The following is a 17865-nucleotide window of genomic DNA, read 5'->3' as shown; positions in this document are numbered from 1 at the left end:
CTACGCTTCTCTGTGGCATCAAGGAGGATTTATGCGTCGTCTTTTCGTAGTTGCGAGTCTTGCGTTGCTGACCCAAGCAGGACTAGCTCAGAGCGCAGCACGGCATACTCCCCAACCGTTGAACGATGCCGCTATGGATCGGATCACGGCAGCGGGTGTTTCAGCAAGCTTGTCGAATGGAGTCGTGCAGTTCCAAGGATCGGCGTCGACTGCCAACGGTCTGGTGACAGGTGCTGGCACACTGCAGGTGCTGACCGGTCCGCTGACCTCAACCACCAACATGGGCACGCTCACGTTGAATGGCAGCGCGCAACAGAACCTCAGTTCGCTGGTCAACATCAACGCGGTGAACTCCAACATCAATGTGCTGCTGAACCTGAACGTCAATCTGAACTCGACGGTAGGGACCATTGTGCAGTCCAACCTGACTGGAAAACACTGATGAATTGCTTGCGATCGATACTTGCTGCTGGATTGGCGAGTCTTGTTCTCTTCCCTGCCCCCGTACGCGCCCAGAAGACGGGAGAAGCACCCGGGGTGCAGGGGAGCAAGAACATTCGAAGCATGAAAGAGATTCGCGATGAGGGCGTGGTGAAGCAGCGTTGGGACGTAAGTTGCGGCGCCGCGGCGTTGAGCACGCTTCTTACTTACGACTTCAAGGACGATACGCCAGAGACTTCGATCGTGGTTTGGCTTCTTCATCGTGTGGACGCAAAGCGCGTCCGTTCGCGTGGCGGATTTTCGCTGCTGGACCTGAAGCACTTTTCCGAGGCGCGGGGATATCATGCGGAGGCCTTCAGCGGTATGTCGATTGAGGATCTGGCGCTGGAGAAGACTTCGGTGATCGTACCGATACGAGAGAAGGGCTTCGATCACTTTGTGGTGGTGAAAGGTTTTGTTGCAGGGCACGTGATTCTGGGCGATCCGGGCTTCGGTAATGTGACGATGCGAGTCGACCGGTTTCAGACTTTGTGGAAGGACGGAATCGTCTTCGTGGTCCATCCACCAGACGACCGGATGATCGGGGAAAAACGTCTTCCTGTGGCAGCGCGGTTGGTACCGGATGAGTCGCTGATCTCGCGCAAGATCGGAGTTACGGCTCCGAGCAACTATTTGTACTGAGGGGAAAGGCGGCTCGATGTTGCGGCGAAGAGTTCTACCAGGCCTTGTGGTGTTGCTGGCGGCTGCGGGATCGCTCCCGGCACAGACGACACCAGCTAAAGTTGCCCCTCAGACACAAGAAGTCGCCAAAGCAGCGACTCTGACGAAAGACCCGGTGGATTTGAAGCTGCAGGACGCACTGCGAGAGCGCGATGCCATCATCCGCAACCTGCTGGAGCGAGTAAATGAGCTGGAGTGGCGCATCAACGGAGGATTTACCACTCCGGCCAAGGTTGAGGAACGTCCTGCTTTGCCGGCCAGCTCGACTAGTCGAGTGATTAATTCGGTAGTGTCGACGTCAACCTACGACAGCACGGAGAGGCAGGCAACGGAGGCTCTCGACCAAGCGTTGATCTTGCGCGGCGGATTGCTGTTACCTTCCGGAACTCTGGAGGTCGACCATACGACTTCTTATTTCAGCGCCTCGTCTGACCATGTGACAGTGAATGGGTTCGCGCTGCTGCCAGTGTTAGTCGTCGGCGATATCGCTTCTGAGCGTATTCGGGAGGATTACCTGCTGCCAAACTTTACGGCCAGACTGGGGCTTCCGCATAAGTTCCAAGGGGATTTCACGATTCCCTATGGATATGAACTGATCAGGACGGTGGATGCGAACAATGTTCAAACCTCTTCGAGCAGTTTTGGGTTGGGCGATATCTCTGCGGGTGTCTCCCGGCAGTTCACGGTCGAACATGGAAAGGTTCCCGACATACTGGCGAGTGTGCGCTTTAAATCGACGACCGGGAAAGATGCCTTCAATCTGCAGAGCAACTTGACGGCGCTCGGGACCGGGTTCAATGCGCTTCAAGGAAATCTGACGCTGTCGAAGTCGAGCGACCCGGTAGTGTTCTTTGGAAATCTTTCGTATACGGCTAATTTGCCGGGGAATCATACCGTTTCGGCGAACGATCCAACCAACCCTTCGGCAACGATGGTGGGACACTTCAAGCCGGGTGATGCGGTGGGATTCCAGCTTGGATCGATCCTGGCACTCAATCCAGAGGTATCGATGACGCTGGGCTGGGATCAGCGGTTCACGCGTAGCACCACGTTAAACGGGGTGGATATTCCGGCGTCGTATCTAGTAGAAGGAGCGTTGCGGTTTGGAACAACGTACGTGTACGCGCCGGGGAAAACGATCGACCTGAGCTTCGGCGTGGGGCTGACGCCGGATACGCCGAATCTGCAGTTCTCCGTGGGTGTGCCGTTTCGGTTCGGGCTGTGGGGGGCGAAACCAAAGAAGCTGGACGTGCACTAGGACCGTGAAGGATGATCAGGCGCACTCGCCAGCGGAGAGAAAGAGCGACTGGAGAGTGGCGTCTTCGAGAAAGCTTATCTCCAGACGGATGGTGATGATCTGACCGAGGTCGGCCGGAGTGGTGAGGTTTTTGCGACACGTGCAGAGGTGGGTGAAGCCGAGGTGGCCGGCGCGGGTGAGCTCGAGGCCCGAGGAGATGATGGAGGCGTAGAGGTCGATGACGGCGCGAAGCTGGATCTCGACGCGGAACTCCATGGTGGTGGGCGAGAGGGTTCTGCGGTTGAGGATCCAGCCTCCGCAGTCTGCGAAGGCTGAGGTGAGCGAGGGCAGGAGGCCTTGGCGCTCTTCGTAGCTGAAGCCCTGAATATCAAGCGATTGCATGGGAATGTTGAGCCTCTGCCGATCGAAGGTGTGCTTGCCGATAGGGTGTTCATCGGAAGGGGAGGGTGGGAGCGTGAGTCTCTAGTGGGGTACTGTGGTCATGTGGCGCTTGCGGTTTGATAATGTTGAAAAGAGATGACTTGCGATATCACTTCGAAAACTTTGCTCTCCGACGGCGGTTTGTCTGCTTTTAGTTTCATGGATGTAGTAGATAGCGGGAGCGAGGTTCTTTATGGTGCTTGGAGTAGGAACGGATTTGATAGAGACGAAACGGATCGAGGAGAGCATCGATCGGTACGGCGAGCGGTTTCTGGAGCGGGTTTTCACTCCTGGAGAGATCGCCTACTGCATGCGTAAGAAAAAGAATGCCGCAGAGAGCTTTGCGGCCCGGTTTGCTGCGAAGGAGGCCGGTGCGAAGGCTCTCGGGACCGGAATTAGTCGAGGCGTTACGTGGAAAGAGCTTGAAGTGCGGCGCGAGGCGAGTGGCAGACCCACGCTACACCTGAGTGGGAGGGCGGCAGAGTTGGCTGGGGCTATGGGCGTGCACAGGGTACAGTTGAGCTTGACCCATAGCAGGGAGCTAGCGATGGCGGTGGTGGTCGTTGAAGACTAAACCGCTGCGGGTAGCGGAAGTTGAAACCATTAGAGTGGTTTGGGCATCCATAAGAGATCAAGCACTTTAGCGCGACGTGATTCCCTGTGCTTTTCCTGAGGTGATTGGTTGGGAGGGTAATGTATTCTCCTAGTTACTGACACCCTGATTGCACTACAGGTGGGAGGCGGTGGTGCGACGCCGTGGCAGTGAAGTTTTGCAAAAAGGTCTTAAAGGAGAGCTATGCCCAGCCAGCAGGAGGTCCGGTGGTCGCAGTTGAAGGTGGGCGTGATTGTACTGATTTCGACAGTGGTGCTGGTGACCCTGCTGTTCCTGATGACGAGTTCGTCGGGTCTGGGAATTTTTTCGCATAAGCTGACGGTGGTGACGTTCTTCGAGAACTCGGCCGGCCTGAAGACAGGTGCGGCGGTGAACCTGGAAGGCGTGACGATCGGGACGGTGAAGTCTGTGACGATCGACAACTCACCAGAGCACAAGCTGACTCCGGTGAAGGTGGTGATGAAGATGAACGAAAAGTTCGCCACCAATCTGAAGAAAGATTCGAAGGCTTCGCTGTCGACGGTGGGAGTGCTGGGCGATACGGTGGTGGATATCAATAGCCAGTTTGCCGTGGGGCCGCCACTGCAGGACGGTGATGTACTGAAGACTCTGGAGACGCCTAGTTTGACCGATGTCGTGAAGGCGAGCCAGGGAACGATCGAGAGCCTGAATGTGATTCTGGCGAAGATGAACATCATCGTTGACAACATTCAGTCGGGGAAGGGCTCGGTCGGGCAGCTGATCAATAATCCTGATTTGTACAACAAGGCGAACAATACCGTCGATGAGCTTTTGAAGCTGGAGAAGAATATCAATGCGGGTCGCGGGTCGATCGGCAAACTGATGACCGACGACACGTTGTACAACCGGCTAAACGGCACAGTGGCGAAGTTACAGAGTATTGCTGAAGGGATCGACAGCGGCAAGGGCACGGCGGGCAAACTGATAAAGGACGATACCCTTTATAAAAACCTGAACTCGACGCTTGCGCATGCGAATTCGCTGCTGGCCGATGCCGACGCTGGCAAAGGTGGGATTGGGCTCATGCTGAAAGATCCCAAGTTTCGCCAGGATCTGAGCAATACGCTGACGCAGGTAAACACGCTGGTGACTGGAGTGAACGATGGTCGAGGTACGCTGGGCAAACTAGTGACCGACGATGCCGCCTACACCAACCTGAACAAACTGCTGGAGGCCAGCACGGATCTGGTGAAGACGATTCGAAGCGATCCGAAGAAATACCTGACGATCCATCTGAAGATCTTTTAGAGAAGGTGCAGCAACAAAGATGACGGGTTTGGGCTCTGGCCTGAGCCCGTTTTTTTCTGCGTTTTACGGACCCCGAAACTTTGCGATACAGTGTCTCGTCTTTGTAGAACCGCTGAGAGTTGCGTTTTTGAGTAGACGAAGAATCGTCTCGCTCTTTGAATAGTTGCTCTTTATGGAGAGTTGTTGTGAGGAGAGAGATGATTTCTAAGTCTTTTGCAAGTGTGCTGATACTGTCTACGGGAGTTTGTCTTGGGCAAGCGTTTACTAGGGCAGATGCAGCCGGTGGGCCAAGTTCGGAGCCGAAGCAGCCAATCATCTTCGACCTTTCCGCAATTGATAAGACCGCGGACCCTTGTACCGATTTTTACCAATATGCTTGCGGCAATTGGCTGAAGAAAAATCCTATACCTGCAGATCAGGTACGGTGGGGAAGGTTTAACGAGTTGGCGGAGCGAAATAATTATTTGTTGTATACCGAGTTGAGGGCTGCCGCCGACGCTCCGAAGACTCCCCTGCAGCGGAAGTACGGGGACTACTTCGCTGCGTGCATGAACGTGGATCTGGCGGACCAACTGGGGGTGAAGCCGTTGAAGCCAGTATTGGCGGCGATTGAATCGTTGAAGGACAAAAAGCAACTGGCGACGACTGTCGCAGAGTTACAGAGAACCTATTCTGTGGGCGTGTTTTATGGGTTGAATGTGCAGCAGGATCAGAAAGACTCGAGCCAGCAGATTGCGAGCGCGATCCAGGGGGGCCTTTCGCTGCCGGACCGGTCGTACTATCTGACTGAGGATGAGAGGAGCCAAAAGCTACGGGATCAGTATGTCGAGCACGTCGCGAAGATGTTCGTGCTATTAGGCGATGCTCCTGAGAGAGCTGCGGACGAGGCTAAAAGTGTAATGACCATCGAGACGGCGCTCGCCAAGGGCTCAATCGATCGCGTCGAGCTGCGAGATCCGGCGAAGCGGTACCACATTATGTCCAGGCAGGACCTCGAGGTGCTGTCTCCCGATTATGATTGGCAGACCTATTTGCAAGAAGTCAAGATCGGAGAGTTCAGTACGCTGAATGTCGCGACGCCGGACTACTTCAAGGCGATGAATGTAGCGATCGATACGGCGAGTTTGGATTCGATCAAGAGCTATCTGCGCTGGCAGGCGTTGAGAACCGCTGCGCCTGCTTTGTCGAAGCCATTTGTGGATGAAAACTTCAACTTTTTTTCAGCGACGCTGCAAGGCCAGAAGGAACAGACGCCACGTTGGAAACGTTGTACACGCGCAACGGATGCGGCGCTGGGTGAAGCCGTGGGCCAGGATTGGGTGAAACAATACTTTCCTCCCGATGCGAAGGCCAACATGGACAAACTGGTGGTGGCGCTTGAACAGGCGCTGGGACAGGACATACAACAGCTGCCATGGATGAGCGACGCGACGAAGGTAGAAGCGAAGGCAAAGCTCGATGCGATTCGGAACAAGATCGGTTATCCGGAAAGCTGGCGCGACTACAGCACATTGACTGTTAAGCGCGACGACTACCTTGGAAACGTGCAGCGGGGTCAGAACTTTGAGCGGGCCCGCAACTATGCCAAGCTAGGCAAGCCGGTCGACGAGAAGGAGTGGGGTATGACGCCGCCTACGGTCAATGCGTACTACAGCCCTCCGAATAACGATATCAACTTCCCTGCCGGGATTCTGCAGCCTCCCTTCTTCGACAACAGCAAAGATCCAGCGGTAAACTTTGGCGGCATCGGTACTGTGATCGGGCATGAGATGACGCATGGTTTCGATGACCAGGGATCGAAGTACGATCCGAAAGGAAATGTGCGGCCGTGGTTCACAGCGGAGGACCGCGCGAAGTTTACCGAGCGTACCGATTGCGAAGCGAAAGAGTATGACGGGTTCAAGGTTGCCGAGGGACAAAACCTCAACGGAAAGCTAACGCTTGGCGAAAATACGGCAGACAATGGCGGGATTCGCATTGCATTCCAGGCGCTCGAAGCAGCTCTAACGCAACAGGGAGCCGCTGCTGAGCCGGGGTATGTCGATGGGAAGCGTGATGGTTATACCGCGCAGCAGCGCTTCTTTATCACCTTCGGACAGCTGTGGTGCCAGAATCAGACGGAACAGAACGCGCGTGTGCTGGCCAAGACCGATCCGCACAGCACAGGCGAGTGGCGGGCGAAGGGCACGGTGCAAAACTTCGATGAGTTCGGCAAGGCCTTTGGCTGTAAAGCAGGACAACCAATGATGCCGGTGAACTCCTGTCGCGTCTGGTAGAGGATAGAAGTGAGGCAGAGGCCCGGGCTGCGGGCCTGGGCTTTTCGTGTTCGCTTTAAGATCGGGGGAGCTGGAGTAACCATGGCGTGGTGACCTTGCGCGCGAAGGATAGACCAACCAGAATGAGCGGCATAAGTGGCACAAAGTCGCGACAGCTTCTACAATAAGCGAAGGAATCGTACCCTACAGAGTTGCTCGCGGCAAAAGGTGGACGGAAGACGTTCACTGGCGAGGATTAAGGAAGCGCATGAAGTTGAGCAGGATTGGCCGGGTTTCAATGGCCTTGGTAGTGTCCGTAGCGATGGGTCTGGGCATGACGGCGTGCGGTGGCGGCACGATCGGGTTCATGTGGGTTCTTGGAACGCAATACAACCAGATCGCCGGCTTCAAGATCGATGACTTTACGGGAAATCTGACAACGATTCCTCATTCGCCGTTCACCTCTGGCGGAGCGAACCCCGTGTCGATCGTGGTGAAGCCGGGTGGCCGCTTCGTCTTTGTGGTCAATAAGGGGGGCGGGAATGGAACAACAACCAACCTGCCTTGCGGAACCGCGGGCAGCATCAGCGAGTTCAGCGTTGGCGGACAGGGTGTGTTGACCTTCCAGCAGTGCTTCACAAGCCAGGGGACTACACCTGTCTGGGCAGCGGTCGATACTACGGGTAACTTCCTGTATGTTCTGGACCAGCAGGCACCCTCGCTCGATGGGGCTCCACTACCTCCGAACGGGGACATCACGGTGTTCTCGATCGACCCGAACACCGGCCGATTGACACTGGTATTGAACCAGCAGATCAAGGATCCCGCGACGGGCTTGCAGCTGACGTACTTCCCTGTTGGGCAAACGCCGACAATGTTGGCGGTCTTGGGCGGATGCGTGTTAACGCTCAATACAGCTGACCAGACCGTCTCTCCCTACGCGGCTGGAACCGCCGGACAGCTGACGCTTACGACTACGCAAAAGTACAGTACGAATGCTCTACGGCCTACGTCGATTATTGCCGGTGGAGGCAATATTTACATTACCGATGCAGGTGCTCCCAATACGAACAGTCCGGGGCAGCTTCTTCCGTTTACCGTTGGGGCCACTTCGTGCTCGTTGAACACGATCAACAACGGAGTGGGTACCAATCCCTCACCGGCGGCAAATCCGGTCTATTCCTTGGTCGGCGGGACAGGCTCTGCGAAGAACTTTGTCTATGTCGCGAACCAGTCGACTACCGATACCACGAATGCGAACAGCTCGATTTCGGCGTTCAATATCCTGTCCAACGGAGCACTGCAGTTGCTGAACGATCCGGGGAACAACCCGTACCCGGTCGGCGCAGGGCCGGTTTGTATGGTCGAGGACCCGTCGAATCAATACATCTACACGTCAAATGGAGATGGGACGGTGACCGGGAAGCAGATCTCGACAACAGGCACCCTGTCGGATCTGCGCAGAGGGTCGAAGTTCACGGCGACCGGACAGACGACGTGCCTCGCAGTAAGCGGAAACGTAAACTAGCTGGCAGAGCGGCAGCTGGAGAACCAGGACAGAATGTCGGTAGGAATTCTGAGTATCGGGACAGCAGGAACGGGCGGAAACGATTTGCCCCGGAGTTAGGCAAGCATGAAGTGGAATAAGATGGGTCGCGGAACAGTGGCCTCGATATTGTCTTTTGCGTTGGTGAGCGTAACGGCGTGCAGCCGCGACTACACGCTGGCGTATGTATACGTGACGACTGCAAAACCGTTGACGAGCACCTCTCCTAACGGTGGGATCAATGCCTACGCGGTGGACTTCCAGATCGGATCACTGACGCCGCTGGCAGATTCACCGATACCGGCAGGCAGAAATCCGGTGACCCTGGTTGCCTCGCCGAATGGGCTAAATCTGTATGTCGTCAATCACGACGATTCAACCATCGGTGAGTACTCAATCGGAACCGACGGGAAGATCTACCTGCAGAACACGTACAACATAACGGGAAGCAATGCTACCGCGGTTGCGATGGATGCGGCAGGTGCTTTTCTTTATGTCACCTTCCAATATCAGCTGGGTCCAACTGGACAGCAGCTGTACTCGACCGCTTCGCCTGGGCCTGGCGGTATCACGATCTTTCCAATCAGTTCCAAGGACGGCTCGCTGGGAACTCCTAAGACCGTCAACGTCGGCAACACCCCAGTCGGGGTTGTGGTTAGCCGTCCGCGCTGCGAACCGTCGGCCGCCTACAATGCCGGAAATCCGACCTGCACTTTGACCGACGGCACGGGATCTGGACTTCAGACCTCGTTTGTTTACATCATCGATCAGGAGACACCGACGACGCCTAAGGCTGCGTTGCTTGGCTTCTCACAGAACATGTCGACGGGGTTATTGACTCCTACTCCCGGGACCACGATCACGACCGATGCTACGGGCAAGACGGTGGCAACCGGTTATGGCGTGGGGATCACACCGAGCGCGATCGCGGAAGATCCTTCCTCCCGGTTTGTGTATGTCACGGACCAGGCGGCCAATGTGCTCTACGGCAAAACAGCCAATGCAGATGGGTCGCTGACCCCGATGGTCAATAACCAGTTCCCAACGGGTCTCTTCCCGGTGGGTGTGACGGTCGATCCGCGTGGCAAGTTCCTGTATGTCGCGAACTTCTCCTCTGGAACGGTTGGCGCTTATACGATCGATCAAAACTCGGGGAATCCGACGGGGTCCGTCGGTTCTGCTTCGACGGCCACGGGCACGGGTCCAACCTGCGTTGCGATCGAACCGGCACTCGGCGTTTACCTCTATACGTCGAACAACCTCGAAGGCGATGTCTCGGCGTTTCAACTGGCCCCTCAAAACGGCACGCTGAAGCAGGTGCAGAATACGCCGTTCCCCTCGGGCGCACTGCCGACCTGTGCAGTGGCAGTGGCGAATGGTTCGCATCCGACGCAGATCATAGTCGAGTAACGGCGTTCCCGGTTGTGCTGAGAGCCCCGCTATTGCGGGGCTTTTTTGCGCTCCTGGCTATTGGCTTCCTTCTGTTTCCTGAAATTCCCGTGACTCGGGTGCGACTGCGTTCTTTCGACTGACTGAGGCCGTTGGTCAGTACCTATACTGCTTCCCTTATACCTTTCTGTGAGGCACCCCCCCCCCCCTGGTATTACGCCGTAACTCATTTATTTTCAATGATTTATAAAACATTGCTTCGCGCAAAATCGTCATTCGAAACGGGTTACGGCTAAATTCGTCCAAGCAAACGAGTTAGGTTAATCCCCCTTAAACATAAAGCCCTCGGATTTGTCCGAGGGCATCTCTTTTGAGCTCTGAATTAAGTATAGCGGATCGACCGAAACTAATACGCCACGCGTTTCTCCTTGTCTGGCGCGGTGATTGGCGACTTTGGGGCTTGACAGGATTCTTGGGGGTTCTTGGACGGCTGGAATGGCAGGCACGACTCAGGTAAGGCCAGCGAGACTAGGCGGTGGCAGGGGAATCCGGTGGAGAAAAAGGAAGAACAGCAACAGCAGATCCCTACGGGACGACAACCAAAAGAACAAGCAACTGTAGCTGCAACGACAAAGACAGAAGCAGATCCCTACGGGATGACAACCAAAAGAACAAACCAAAAAGAACAAGCCAAAAGGACAAGCCAAAAGGACAAGCAAACAGAACACAGCAAAAGAACGAACGAAAAGAACGAACGGCGCCAGGAAACAATCGTGGAACGAATAATGACTTGAAACTAGGGCGCGACGGTGCATCGGGAGCGTTGCGGCTGCGGAGGTCGCTAGTTTGAGACGGGTGACAGCATGCGGGGTTTGCGGGAGAAGCGTGTGAGGATGGCTTTACGGGCAGGGGTTTCTACGAAGTGGAAGGCGGCCAAAGCCAGCAAGATAAGGATTACGTAGGAGAGCCAAGGCTCGAGGGCTGACAGGTGCAGTCGCTCCGGCACACGGTAGATGTGGAGGAGTTGGAAGACATTGAAATGGAGCAGGTAGAGGCAGTAGCTGCTTTCACCGATCAGTAGGAGAGGACGCCAGGAGAAGATGGCCGAGATTGCGTGAGGCCCACTGAGGCCGAGGACCAGGGCGGCGAAGACGGGGGTCATCAGGCCGCCGTGCATGAGGAGATAGGGTGTGCGGAGAACCAGGGTGTAGAAGAAGACTCCCACAAGGGCCAGGCTGGCAAAAGAGAGAAGGAGGCGCTGACGTGAGGTGATGGTGAGGGCGTGTTGGAGTTTGCCCAGGGTGACGCCAATGAGGAAGGTGCAGACGTACGGGAGTGGGGTGTACTTGAGGAATCGAATGAGCTGGGTGGAGCTGTAGCGGTCGACCGGACCGACGATGTGGTCGGGGTTGAGCCAGAGATAGAGGGAGTGGGGGAACAGGCCGATGATCCAGAGAGCTGCGAGAAGAAAGACGAGCTGGATCGGCTTTTTGGGCCACGGAAGACGAATGAGCCAAGGGAAGGCGGCGTAGAGGACGACTTCGCTCGAGAGAGTCCAGGCGACGGTGTTCCAGAAGGTGGCGACGGAGGGACTCCAACCCTGGAGGACGAGGGGGGTGAGGATGATTCCCTGCCAGAACTCGAAGCGGGAGCGGGCGTGCCACTCGTCCTGCACCATGCGGAAGGAGATGAGGAGCACGAGGAGGTAGATGGGGTAGAGCCGGGAGAAGCGGGCCAGCCAGAACTCGCGTTTGACCAGGGTGTTTGCGCGGTCGGCGTAGTTGTAGGTAAGGACGTAGCCGGAGATGAGAAAGAAGACGCCGACGAAGACGTAGCCGTTACCGATGATGGGATAGAGGAGGCCGAGGTGTGGCGGCGTGAAGTGGAAGAGAATGATGAAGATGGCCAGCAGAGTGCGGATACCGGTGAGAGCCGGCAGGGGCGGCTTGCGGGTGGTGATGGCCGCGGGTGGTTGGGCAGGGGTCTGCGGCTGCTCGATCTCTGGTTCCAGAAGGCTGGGATTCACTATACGTCCTGCTTGAATGGGATAGTACCGTTCAACTCTGTCTAACGCGGTTTCTTAGGATTGGACGCGCGAGGGTACACGGAAGACGACATAATTCGCATCAACTTCGTGATTTCGAGCCGGAGGTCGTGGGATCACGGCAGATTTCTCCGCTGCGCTGCGAAAGGATACGTAAGGGCAAGAACAAACGCAGATCCCTAGCGGGATGACAACAAAAGGACGGTAACGGCAAGAACGACCGATCTCAGCCTCAGGCTGTGACGAGGGAGCCGATTTTTTCGCCGCTGACGACGCGAACGATGTTGCCGGGCTCGCGCATGCTGAAGACCATCATGGGCATGTTGTTGTCGCGACAGAGGGAGACGGCGGTGGTGTCCATGACGCGGAGGTTGAGGCGGAGCATTTCGCTGTAGGTGATCTGTTCGAATTTTGTGGCTTTGTCATCGACTTTGGGGTCGGCAGTGTAGATGCCGTCGACGGAGGTGGCCTTGAGGAGGATGTCGGCTTTGATCTCCATGGCGCGTAGGCTGGCAGCGGTGTCGGTGGAGAAGAAAGGGTTGCCGGTTCCGGCGGCGAAGATGACGATGCGGTTCTTCTCGAGGTGGCGCATGGCGCGGCGGCGGATGTAGGGCTCGGCTACTTCGTGCATCTCGATGGCGGACATGACGCGGCAGAAGAGGCCCAGCTTCTCGATGGCGTCTTGAAGGGCGATGGCGTTGATGACGGTGGAGAGCATGCCCATGTGATCGGCGGCGACGCGGTCCATGTCGATGGCCTGCTGGGCGACGCCGCGGAAGAAGTTTCCACCACCGACGACGATGGCGATCTCGCAGCCGAGGGCGTGGACGGCGGCGATCTCGGCTGCTATTTTGTGAATAAAGACGGCGTCAATGCCAAAACCTTTGCCTGCGGCCAGAGCTTCGCCTGAGATCTTGAGGAGGACTCTTTTGTACATGTCAGAACTAAGTATCGCATGGTGCAGGGGGGAGATTATTGGGTGGTTAAATTCGAGCCTATAGACGGCTCGACACCAGATTTTGTTTACAACTTTGGTGGAGCTTGTAAAGGTTGTGCACAACTTTGCGGGTTAAGGTGGGTATTGCTGGGTGCGGGCACGATACGACGCAGCCCAAGGAGAAAGTAAATGTTCAGCAAAGTACGTTTGATGGTTTTGACAGCCGGTATTGTTGCAGCGGCGGTGCCAATGACGATGCAGGCACAAGAGGTTCCGGGACCGCACCCTGCCTATCTGCATGCGCTTAGCGATCTTCGCGCGGCTCGGCATTATCTGAATGATGGATGGGCATGGGCGCCGGTGAAGCGAGAGGATAATGAGGCGATTCACCACATCGATGCGGCGATCAACATGATCAAGCAGGCTTCGATCGATGATGGTAAAGGCTTGAACGATCCGTTCCACATCGATACTGGTCTGAGCGCGCATGACCGGTTCCGCAAAGCTAATGAGCTTCTGCTTGCGGCGCACAGGGATCTGGAGCGCGCCGAAGATGTACCGCAGGCGCGTCAGCTTCGGAACCATGCGATCGCGGAGATCGATTACGCACATACGATCGTGGACAATGCGGAGCGGACGGCTCACTGGGAGTAGACGCTGTCGCTTGAAATGCCAGAGGGGAGCGTTAGTGCGCTCCCCTCTTCTCTTTGTGCTTTAGTCTGAGCACGCCTGGAGCTCTTTTTTCATTCGGGTGATTCAGCGGAAGAGAGAATTGAAAGATGGAGAAGAGGCTGTGATAATTTCGTTCTGAACTGCATAATCCCAGGGCCTTTTTTTCTATTCGCGGGTAGATAGTGGAGGAGGTGCGATGCGTCGATGCCGCTGGTTGTCGGTGGGTTTCTGTTCGCTGGCTTGGGTTGTACTTGTTTTGGTGGGTGCGTCTCGCGTGGCGGCGCAGAACCCGGAGGCTCTTTCCTCTTTCTTTGAAGGCAAGCAGGTGGTTGTGAAGATGGATATGCCGGGGACGCAGAAGGGTGTGGACATCTATCCGAACCGGCCTCAGCCGCTGGACGCGAAGAGCTATGGAGACCGGTTGAAGCAGTTCGGGGTGTCGCTGCAGCGGGGCGATACGGTGATGGTCACGAAGGTAAAGGTGAACAAGGATAACGTCGAGTTTCAGCTTGGCGGTGGGGGATATGGGACAGCGGGGGATAACACGGATACTGCGGTCCACTTCACGCCAGCGGAGAAGAGCGACCGGGAGAAGGATCTGGAGAACCAGATCAGCAACGAAAGCGATCCGGATAAGCGGCGCTCGTTGCAGCGTGAACTTGATTATGTGAGGTCTGAGCGCGAGAGGCGTAATCGGATCGATAGCGCGCGAGCCCAGGATGATGCTGAAAGAAGGACGGGGCAGGTGGCGATGAAGCGGCAACAGGGTGGGTCGCGATTCAATATCAAATTGAACGCACGAGCGATGGGGGATTCATTGACGCCGCAGGTGATTGAGAGTGCGCTGGCGCAGTATGTCTCGTTTTCGGGAGACGCGACGGGGGCTGACGGGGCGCATCCCGCTGGAGGGGCTCCGGGCGAAGGTACGGGACTGGCGGTGCATCCCTCGGACAATGGTGCTGATCCGGCGCAGAGTTTGAAGAAAGGGATGAGCAGAGAGCAGGTGGAGGCTCTGTATGGCCCGGCGGTGGAGGCGCATGACCGAACAGAGAATGGGATGGGGATCACCTCATGCACGTATAAGAGCAAGGATGAGAGGGTTCAGGCGGATTTTGTGAATGGGGTGCTGGTGCAGTACTCCGTGTCTTCGCGTTGAGGCGCGGACTTCGGGAGGATCTTGCTCATGGCGTGACACTCCTTGATCGTGGTTAGACGGCTGCGGGATTATTTCGCTCACTGGTTTTCGCGACGATGACGCGTTCCGTTGCTGTGACTTACGGGTCGTACTTCCCAAAGGCCAACACTTGCATCTATCACTGGAGTATTGTCTGGGTCTTCGCTCGTGCTGTGCGGACGGGCAGTTGCGAGTTTGGGCGAAGACCACGTCCTCCAAGATGGTTTGAGATTTTACGCAACACTCCAAAGGCATAAGAAGGAGATAAATATGGCATTGAATATGCGGTTTGCAATCTTAGCCGCTACTCTGATGGTGACAGCGGTCCCGGTGGTTCAGGCACAAGGGGCACCTGGTGCTCACCCGGCTTATCAGCATGCGCTCAGCGACCTGCGTGCAGCGCGGCGGTATCTGAATGAAGGAATGTCGGCGCCAGAGCCGGTGAAGCGCGACGCCGATGCGGCGACAAAACACATTGATGCGGCGGTGAGCGAGATCAAGCAGGCGTCGATCGATGAGGATAAGAGCCTGCATGATTCCTATAAGGTCGATCCGGGCCTGAGTCCGCGGGAGCGTTTCCACAAGGCCAACGAGCTGCTTCTGAGCGCGCACAAGGATCTGGAGAACGCGGAGGAGCTGCCGCAGGCGAAACAACTTCGAAACCATGCAATCGCTGAAATCGACTACGCTCATACGATTGTGGATAACGCTGAGAAGGCTGGGCATTGGCAGTAGAAGGTCGTCAGCCTGCTTAACTAGTATGGATTGAGAGAAGCCCGGACAGTGTCCGGGCTTTCCTGCATGGTGAGCGCTCAGGGTAAGTGGTTTGCTTCTGGGTTTCGACGCTCAGGGTCAGGTTGACGACCTTCTTCGCCAGTTTTATAGAAGGGCTTGGCCGGCTGCAGTCGCGGCGGAGACCTCTATGAGTTTGCCGGATTTTACGTCGTAGATGTAGCCGTAGATGGGGATGGACTTCGGCACGAGCGGGCTGGTGCGGATGCGAGTTACATCGGCGAGAACTGACTCGGCCTGATCTTTGATGGTGAGGAACTCGACGAACTCGGCTGCTGTGGAGCCTGGGCCTTTGCCCACATCTTTGAAGCCTTCGGGGGTGAGGGCTGCGGTTTCGAGACTGTTGGCGAGGAGGCCGCGGATGACATCGTTGGTGAAGAACTGCATGCCGCAGTCGGTGTGGTGGATGACGAAGAACTCTTTGGTGCCGAGAAGCTTGTAGCTGATGACGAGAGAGCGGATGGCGTCGTCTGAGGCGCGGCCGCCGGCGTTGCGAATAACGTGGGCGTCTCCTTCGGCGAGGCCTGCGTATTTGGCGGGGTCGAGGCGGGCGTCCATACAGGTGAGGATGGCAAAGCCGCGGGCTGGTGGGAGAGCTAGTTTGGATTTTTCGCCGAAGTTGCTGGCGTAGGATTCGTTGGCGGAGAGGACTTCGGTAAGGATCTTACTCATGGTGGTGTCTCCTGAGTGTGCTGGTTCGATCGTGGGTTGTGGCGAATTTGTGGTGGGATGATGGTGCGGATTATTCTGCGTGGGGATCGACGATGTGGATGGGGAGATCGTAGTGGTTCGAGGTAAGTTCCCATCGGCGGTTCTCTTCTTTGTGGAGAGTGTTCTGGTCGGAGAAGAGTTGGTGCAGGACTTCGCCTTCGTGAGTGGAGGAGGGTTGGTCTTTGTAGGTGATGACGATTCGGTAGTCCCAGCGGCTGTCCTCCGAGGTGTGCAGACCGGGGCCATAGACGGTGTAGCTGGTGATGTACCCTAGCTGCTGCTCACGGTCGAGGGCGGCGATTTGATACTTGCGGAAGAGAGACCACCACTCGTCCTGGTGGCCGTACTGGACTCTGTAGACCCACTCGACGAGATAGGGCTTTGCGGGAGTGGGTGCTGTGGCTTGAGCCTTAATCGTGATGGGTGCGATGAGAGTGAGGACAGCGAGAGGAAGGCTTATGAGTCTGCGCATCGGTGTAGTCTCCGTGATTGATCGTCGTTGGCTGAGATGTCGGCGCGGGAAGGGATGCCTGACCGGAGGTCAAAGCGGGAAAAGAGCGCTTGGATGTTCGACTGACGATTGATCTGGAGGGGTCTGCGGTGCCCTGAGGTGTCGTCAGCCTAGAGGCTGGGCGGACAACAATAACGGGCTGCAGAGGCGAAGTGCATGGTTGGAGATTAGTGGAGGTGAGGTAGCGAGTCAAGCGAGGACTGTTCAAGGAAGAGGCGCCGGCTCAGGCAAAATGCAGGGGCCTCTCCACTACGTCGCGCGATAAGACTGCGCGACTTCGGTCGCGATGACGATTCTTCGCAGTTAAAACTTGATGACAGGCTAAAAACATAAAGCCCGGGCTGGTGGCCCGGGCTCTTTGTATCGATGATGGTTACAGATTAGGAGGCGGCTTCTTCGGTGACGGCTGCCTTGGCCTGGGCTACGGTCCAGTCGGTGGCGCCTACCTTGAAGCGGGCGAAGCGGCGGACGCTGATGTTCTCGCCGAGCTTGGCGACTTTGCTGGCGATGAGCTGGCCGATGGTCTGCGAGGCTTCCTTGATGAAGGGCTGGTCGAGGAGGCAGAACTCTTCGTAGAACTTGGCGAGCTTGCCGGTGAGCATCTTCTCGATGATCTCGGCGGGCTTGCCGGAGGCTGCGGCCTGGGCGCGGTAGACGTCCTTCTCGCGCTCGAGGTCGGCTTCGGTGACGTCCTCGCGACTGACGAAGCGGGGGTCTACGGCGGCGATGTGCATGGCGACGTCGCGGAGGAGTTCCTGGAAGTCGTCGGTGCGGGCTACGAAGTCCGACTCGCAGTTGAGTTCGAGGAGAACACCGATCTTGCCGCCGGCGTGGATGTAGGTTCCGACTGCGCCTTCGTTGGTGGTGCGGGTAGCCTTCTTGGCGGCCGAGGCCATGCCACGCTTGCGGAGGACGACGAAGGCGGCTTCCATCTCGCCTTTAGCCTCTTGCAGCGCTTTCAAGCAGTCGCCCATGGGGGCGCCGGACTTTTCACGGAGTTCTTTGACGAGTTTTGCGTCGATCTTTACGGCGGTTTCAGTCATTGTGCGTTTCCTTGAGTTGCGGTTTTCTGCGAAAGGGGGCGCGGGCTGGATGCCCGCGCCCCACCAAAAT

At 56.6% G+C, this 17865-nt stretch carries 18 protein-coding genes; 12 read left to right on the top strand and 6 right to left on the bottom strand.

Annotated elements, in window-relative coordinates; translation table 11 throughout:
- Positions 1-31: 31 nt before the first annotated feature.
- Genes RBB81_RS08300 through RBB81_RS08290 form a run of 3 tightly spaced genes read left to right on the top strand, consistent with a single transcriptional unit; the run spans position 32 to position 2419 of the window.
- Complete coding sequence (locus RBB81_RS08300) at positions 32-442, top strand: hypothetical protein (protein ID WP_353073350.1); 411 nt, start codon at positions 32-34, stop codon at positions 440-442.
- Complete coding sequence (locus RBB81_RS08295) at positions 442-1122, top strand: C39 family peptidase (protein ID WP_353073349.1); 681 nt, start codon at positions 442-444, stop codon at positions 1120-1122. The genes RBB81_RS08300 and RBB81_RS08295 overlap by 1 nt, the downstream gene beginning before the upstream one ends.
- A gap of 16 nt (positions 1123-1138) precedes the next feature.
- Entirely contained in the window at positions 1139-2419 is a 1281-nt protein-coding gene (locus RBB81_RS08290; protein WP_353073348.1) for a transporter, read from the top strand.
- Between the two features lie 15 nt (positions 2420-2434).
- Here the strand turns inward: RBB81_RS08290 and RBB81_RS08285 are convergent, their stop codons facing one another.
- Positions 2435-2800, bottom strand: a complete 366-nt coding sequence (locus RBB81_RS08285) for a hypothetical protein (protein ID WP_183767720.1) — start codon at positions 2798-2800, stop codon at positions 2435-2437.
- A 232-nt stretch (positions 2801-3032) separates the two neighbouring features.
- Between RBB81_RS08285 and acpS the strand changes: the two genes are divergently transcribed.
- From acpS to RBB81_RS08255, 6 genes are all read left to right on the top strand, one after another.
- Positions 3033-3413, top strand: coding sequence for a holo-ACP synthase (gene acpS / locus RBB81_RS08280; RefSeq protein WP_353073347.1), 381 nt, complete (start codon positions 3033-3035; stop codon positions 3411-3413).
- A gap of 222 nt (positions 3414-3635) precedes the next feature.
- The gene (locus RBB81_RS08275) at positions 3636-4721 is read left to right on the top strand and encodes an MlaD family protein (protein ID WP_179581500.1); all 1086 of its coding nucleotides are present in this window, start codon (positions 3636-3638) and stop codon (positions 4719-4721) included.
- 197 nt (positions 4722-4918) lie between these two features.
- Positions 4919-6997 (top strand): M13 family metallopeptidase, encoded by a 2079-nt coding sequence (locus RBB81_RS08270; protein ID WP_179581499.1) that lies wholly within the window; start codon positions 4919-4921, stop codon positions 6995-6997.
- A 277-nt stretch (positions 6998-7274) separates the two neighbouring features.
- Positions 7275-8504 carry a beta-propeller fold lactonase family protein gene (locus RBB81_RS08265; protein WP_179581498.1) on the top strand — a complete coding sequence of 410 codons (1230 nt, stop codon included), beginning with the start codon at positions 7275-7277 and terminating at the stop codon, positions 8502-8504.
- A 105-nt stretch (positions 8505-8609) separates the two neighbouring features.
- The gene (locus tag RBB81_RS08260) at positions 8610-9932 is read left to right on the top strand and encodes a lactonase family protein (protein WP_179581497.1); all 1323 of its coding nucleotides are present in this window, start codon (positions 8610-8612) and stop codon (positions 9930-9932) included.
- A 530-nt stretch (positions 9933-10462) separates the two neighbouring features.
- A complete protein-coding gene (locus RBB81_RS08255; RefSeq protein ID WP_353073346.1) occupies positions 10463-10705 on the top strand; it encodes a hypothetical protein in 243 nt (80 codons plus the stop codon).
- Positions 10706-10752: 47 nt separating this feature from the next.
- Here RBB81_RS08255 and RBB81_RS08250 read toward each other — a convergent pair whose 3' ends face one another.
- A complete protein-coding gene (locus RBB81_RS08250; protein WP_353073345.1) occupies positions 10753-11937 on the bottom strand; it encodes an acyltransferase family protein in 1185 nt (394 codons plus the stop codon).
- A gap of 250 nt (positions 11938-12187) precedes the next feature.
- Positions 12188-12892 (bottom strand): UMP kinase, encoded by a 705-nt coding sequence (pyrH, locus tag RBB81_RS08245; RefSeq protein WP_179581495.1) that lies wholly within the window; start codon positions 12890-12892, stop codon positions 12188-12190.
- A 189-nt stretch (positions 12893-13081) separates the two neighbouring features.
- Here pyrH and RBB81_RS08240 point away from each other — a divergent pair, with 189 nt between their 5' ends.
- From RBB81_RS08240 to RBB81_RS08230, 3 genes are all read left to right on the top strand, one after another.
- Complete coding sequence (locus tag RBB81_RS08240) at positions 13082-13546, top strand: hypothetical protein (RefSeq protein WP_353073344.1); 465 nt, start codon at positions 13082-13084, stop codon at positions 13544-13546.
- A 214-nt stretch (positions 13547-13760) separates the two neighbouring features.
- Entirely contained in the window at positions 13761-14720 is a 960-nt protein-coding gene (locus RBB81_RS08235) for a hypothetical protein (RefSeq protein ID WP_183789891.1), read from the top strand.
- Between the two features lie 288 nt (positions 14721-15008).
- The gene (locus RBB81_RS08230) at positions 15009-15473 is read left to right on the top strand and encodes a hypothetical protein (protein WP_353073343.1); all 465 of its coding nucleotides are present in this window, start codon (positions 15009-15011) and stop codon (positions 15471-15473) included.
- A gap of 144 nt (positions 15474-15617) precedes the next feature.
- Here RBB81_RS08230 and RBB81_RS08225 read toward each other — a convergent pair whose 3' ends face one another.
- From RBB81_RS08225 to RBB81_RS08215, 3 genes are all read right to left on the bottom strand, one after another.
- Positions 15618-16202, bottom strand: a complete 585-nt coding sequence (locus tag RBB81_RS08225) for a beta-class carbonic anhydrase (protein ID WP_183789895.1) — start codon at positions 16200-16202, stop codon at positions 15618-15620.
- Between the two features lie 70 nt (positions 16203-16272).
- On the bottom strand, positions 16273-16713 hold the full coding sequence (locus tag RBB81_RS08220) for a hypothetical protein (protein ID WP_183789897.1): 441 nt from the start codon (positions 16711-16713) through the stop codon (positions 16273-16275).
- A 419-nt stretch (positions 16714-17132) separates the two neighbouring features.
- Entirely contained in the window at positions 17133-17795 is a 663-nt protein-coding gene (locus tag RBB81_RS08215) for a translation elongation factor Ts (RefSeq protein WP_353073342.1), read from the bottom strand.
- Positions 17796-17865: the final 70 nt, after the last annotated feature.

Origin of the sequence: Tunturibacter gelidoferens, assembly GCF_040358255.1 — a bacterium.
GTDB classification, from domain to species: Bacteria; Acidobacteriota; Terriglobia; order Terriglobales; family Acidobacteriaceae; genus Edaphobacter; species Edaphobacter gelidiferens.
Note: the sequence above shows the minus strand (reverse complement) of the source record. Positions and strands in the feature narration are given on the sequence as shown.

Coding starts and splice junctions, on each gene's coding strand:
- RBB81_RS08300 (WP_353073350.1), top strand. CDS start 32: ATGCGTCGTCTTTTCGTAGTTGCGAGTCTTGCGTTGCTGACCCAAGCA.
- RBB81_RS08265 (WP_179581498.1), top strand. CDS start 7,275: ATGGCCTTGGTAGTGTCCGTAGCGATGGGTCTGGGCATGACGGCGTGC.
- RBB81_RS08270 (WP_179581499.1), top strand. CDS start 4,919: ATGATTTCTAAGTCTTTTGCAAGTGTGCTGATACTGTCTACGGGAGTT.
- pyrH (WP_179581495.1), bottom strand. CDS start 12,892: ATGTACAAAAGAGTCCTCCTCAAGATCTCAGGCGAAGCTCTGGCCGCA.
- acpS (WP_353073347.1), top strand. CDS start 3,033: ATGGTGCTTGGAGTAGGAACGGATTTGATAGAGACGAAACGGATCGAG.
- RBB81_RS08240 (WP_353073344.1), top strand. CDS start 13,082: ATGTTCAGCAAAGTACGTTTGATGGTTTTGACAGCCGGTATTGTTGCA.
- RBB81_RS08235 (WP_183789891.1), top strand. CDS start 13,761: ATGCGTCGATGCCGCTGGTTGTCGGTGGGTTTCTGTTCGCTGGCTTGG.
- RBB81_RS08220 (WP_183789897.1), bottom strand. CDS start 16,713: ATGCGCAGACTCATAAGCCTTCCTCTCGCTGTCCTCACTCTCATCGCA.
- RBB81_RS08295 (WP_353073349.1), top strand. CDS start 442: ATGAATTGCTTGCGATCGATACTTGCTGCTGGATTGGCGAGTCTTGTT.
- RBB81_RS08275 (WP_179581500.1), top strand. CDS start 3,636: ATGCCCAGCCAGCAGGAGGTCCGGTGGTCGCAGTTGAAGGTGGGCGTG.
- RBB81_RS08290 (WP_353073348.1), top strand. CDS start 1,139: ATGTTGCGGCGAAGAGTTCTACCAGGCCTTGTGGTGTTGCTGGCGGCT.
- RBB81_RS08230 (WP_353073343.1), top strand. CDS start 15,009: ATGGCATTGAATATGCGGTTTGCAATCTTAGCCGCTACTCTGATGGTG.
- RBB81_RS08285 (WP_183767720.1), bottom strand. CDS start 2,800: ATGCAATCGCTTGATATTCAGGGCTTCAGCTACGAAGAGCGCCAAGGC.
- RBB81_RS08215 (WP_353073342.1), bottom strand. CDS start 17,795: ATGACTGAAACCGCCGTAAAGATCGACGCAAAACTCGTCAAAGAACTC.
- RBB81_RS08225 (WP_183789895.1), bottom strand. CDS start 16,202: ATGAGTAAGATCCTTACCGAAGTCCTCTCCGCCAACGAATCCTACGCC.
- RBB81_RS08260 (WP_179581497.1), top strand. CDS start 8,610: ATGAAGTGGAATAAGATGGGTCGCGGAACAGTGGCCTCGATATTGTCT.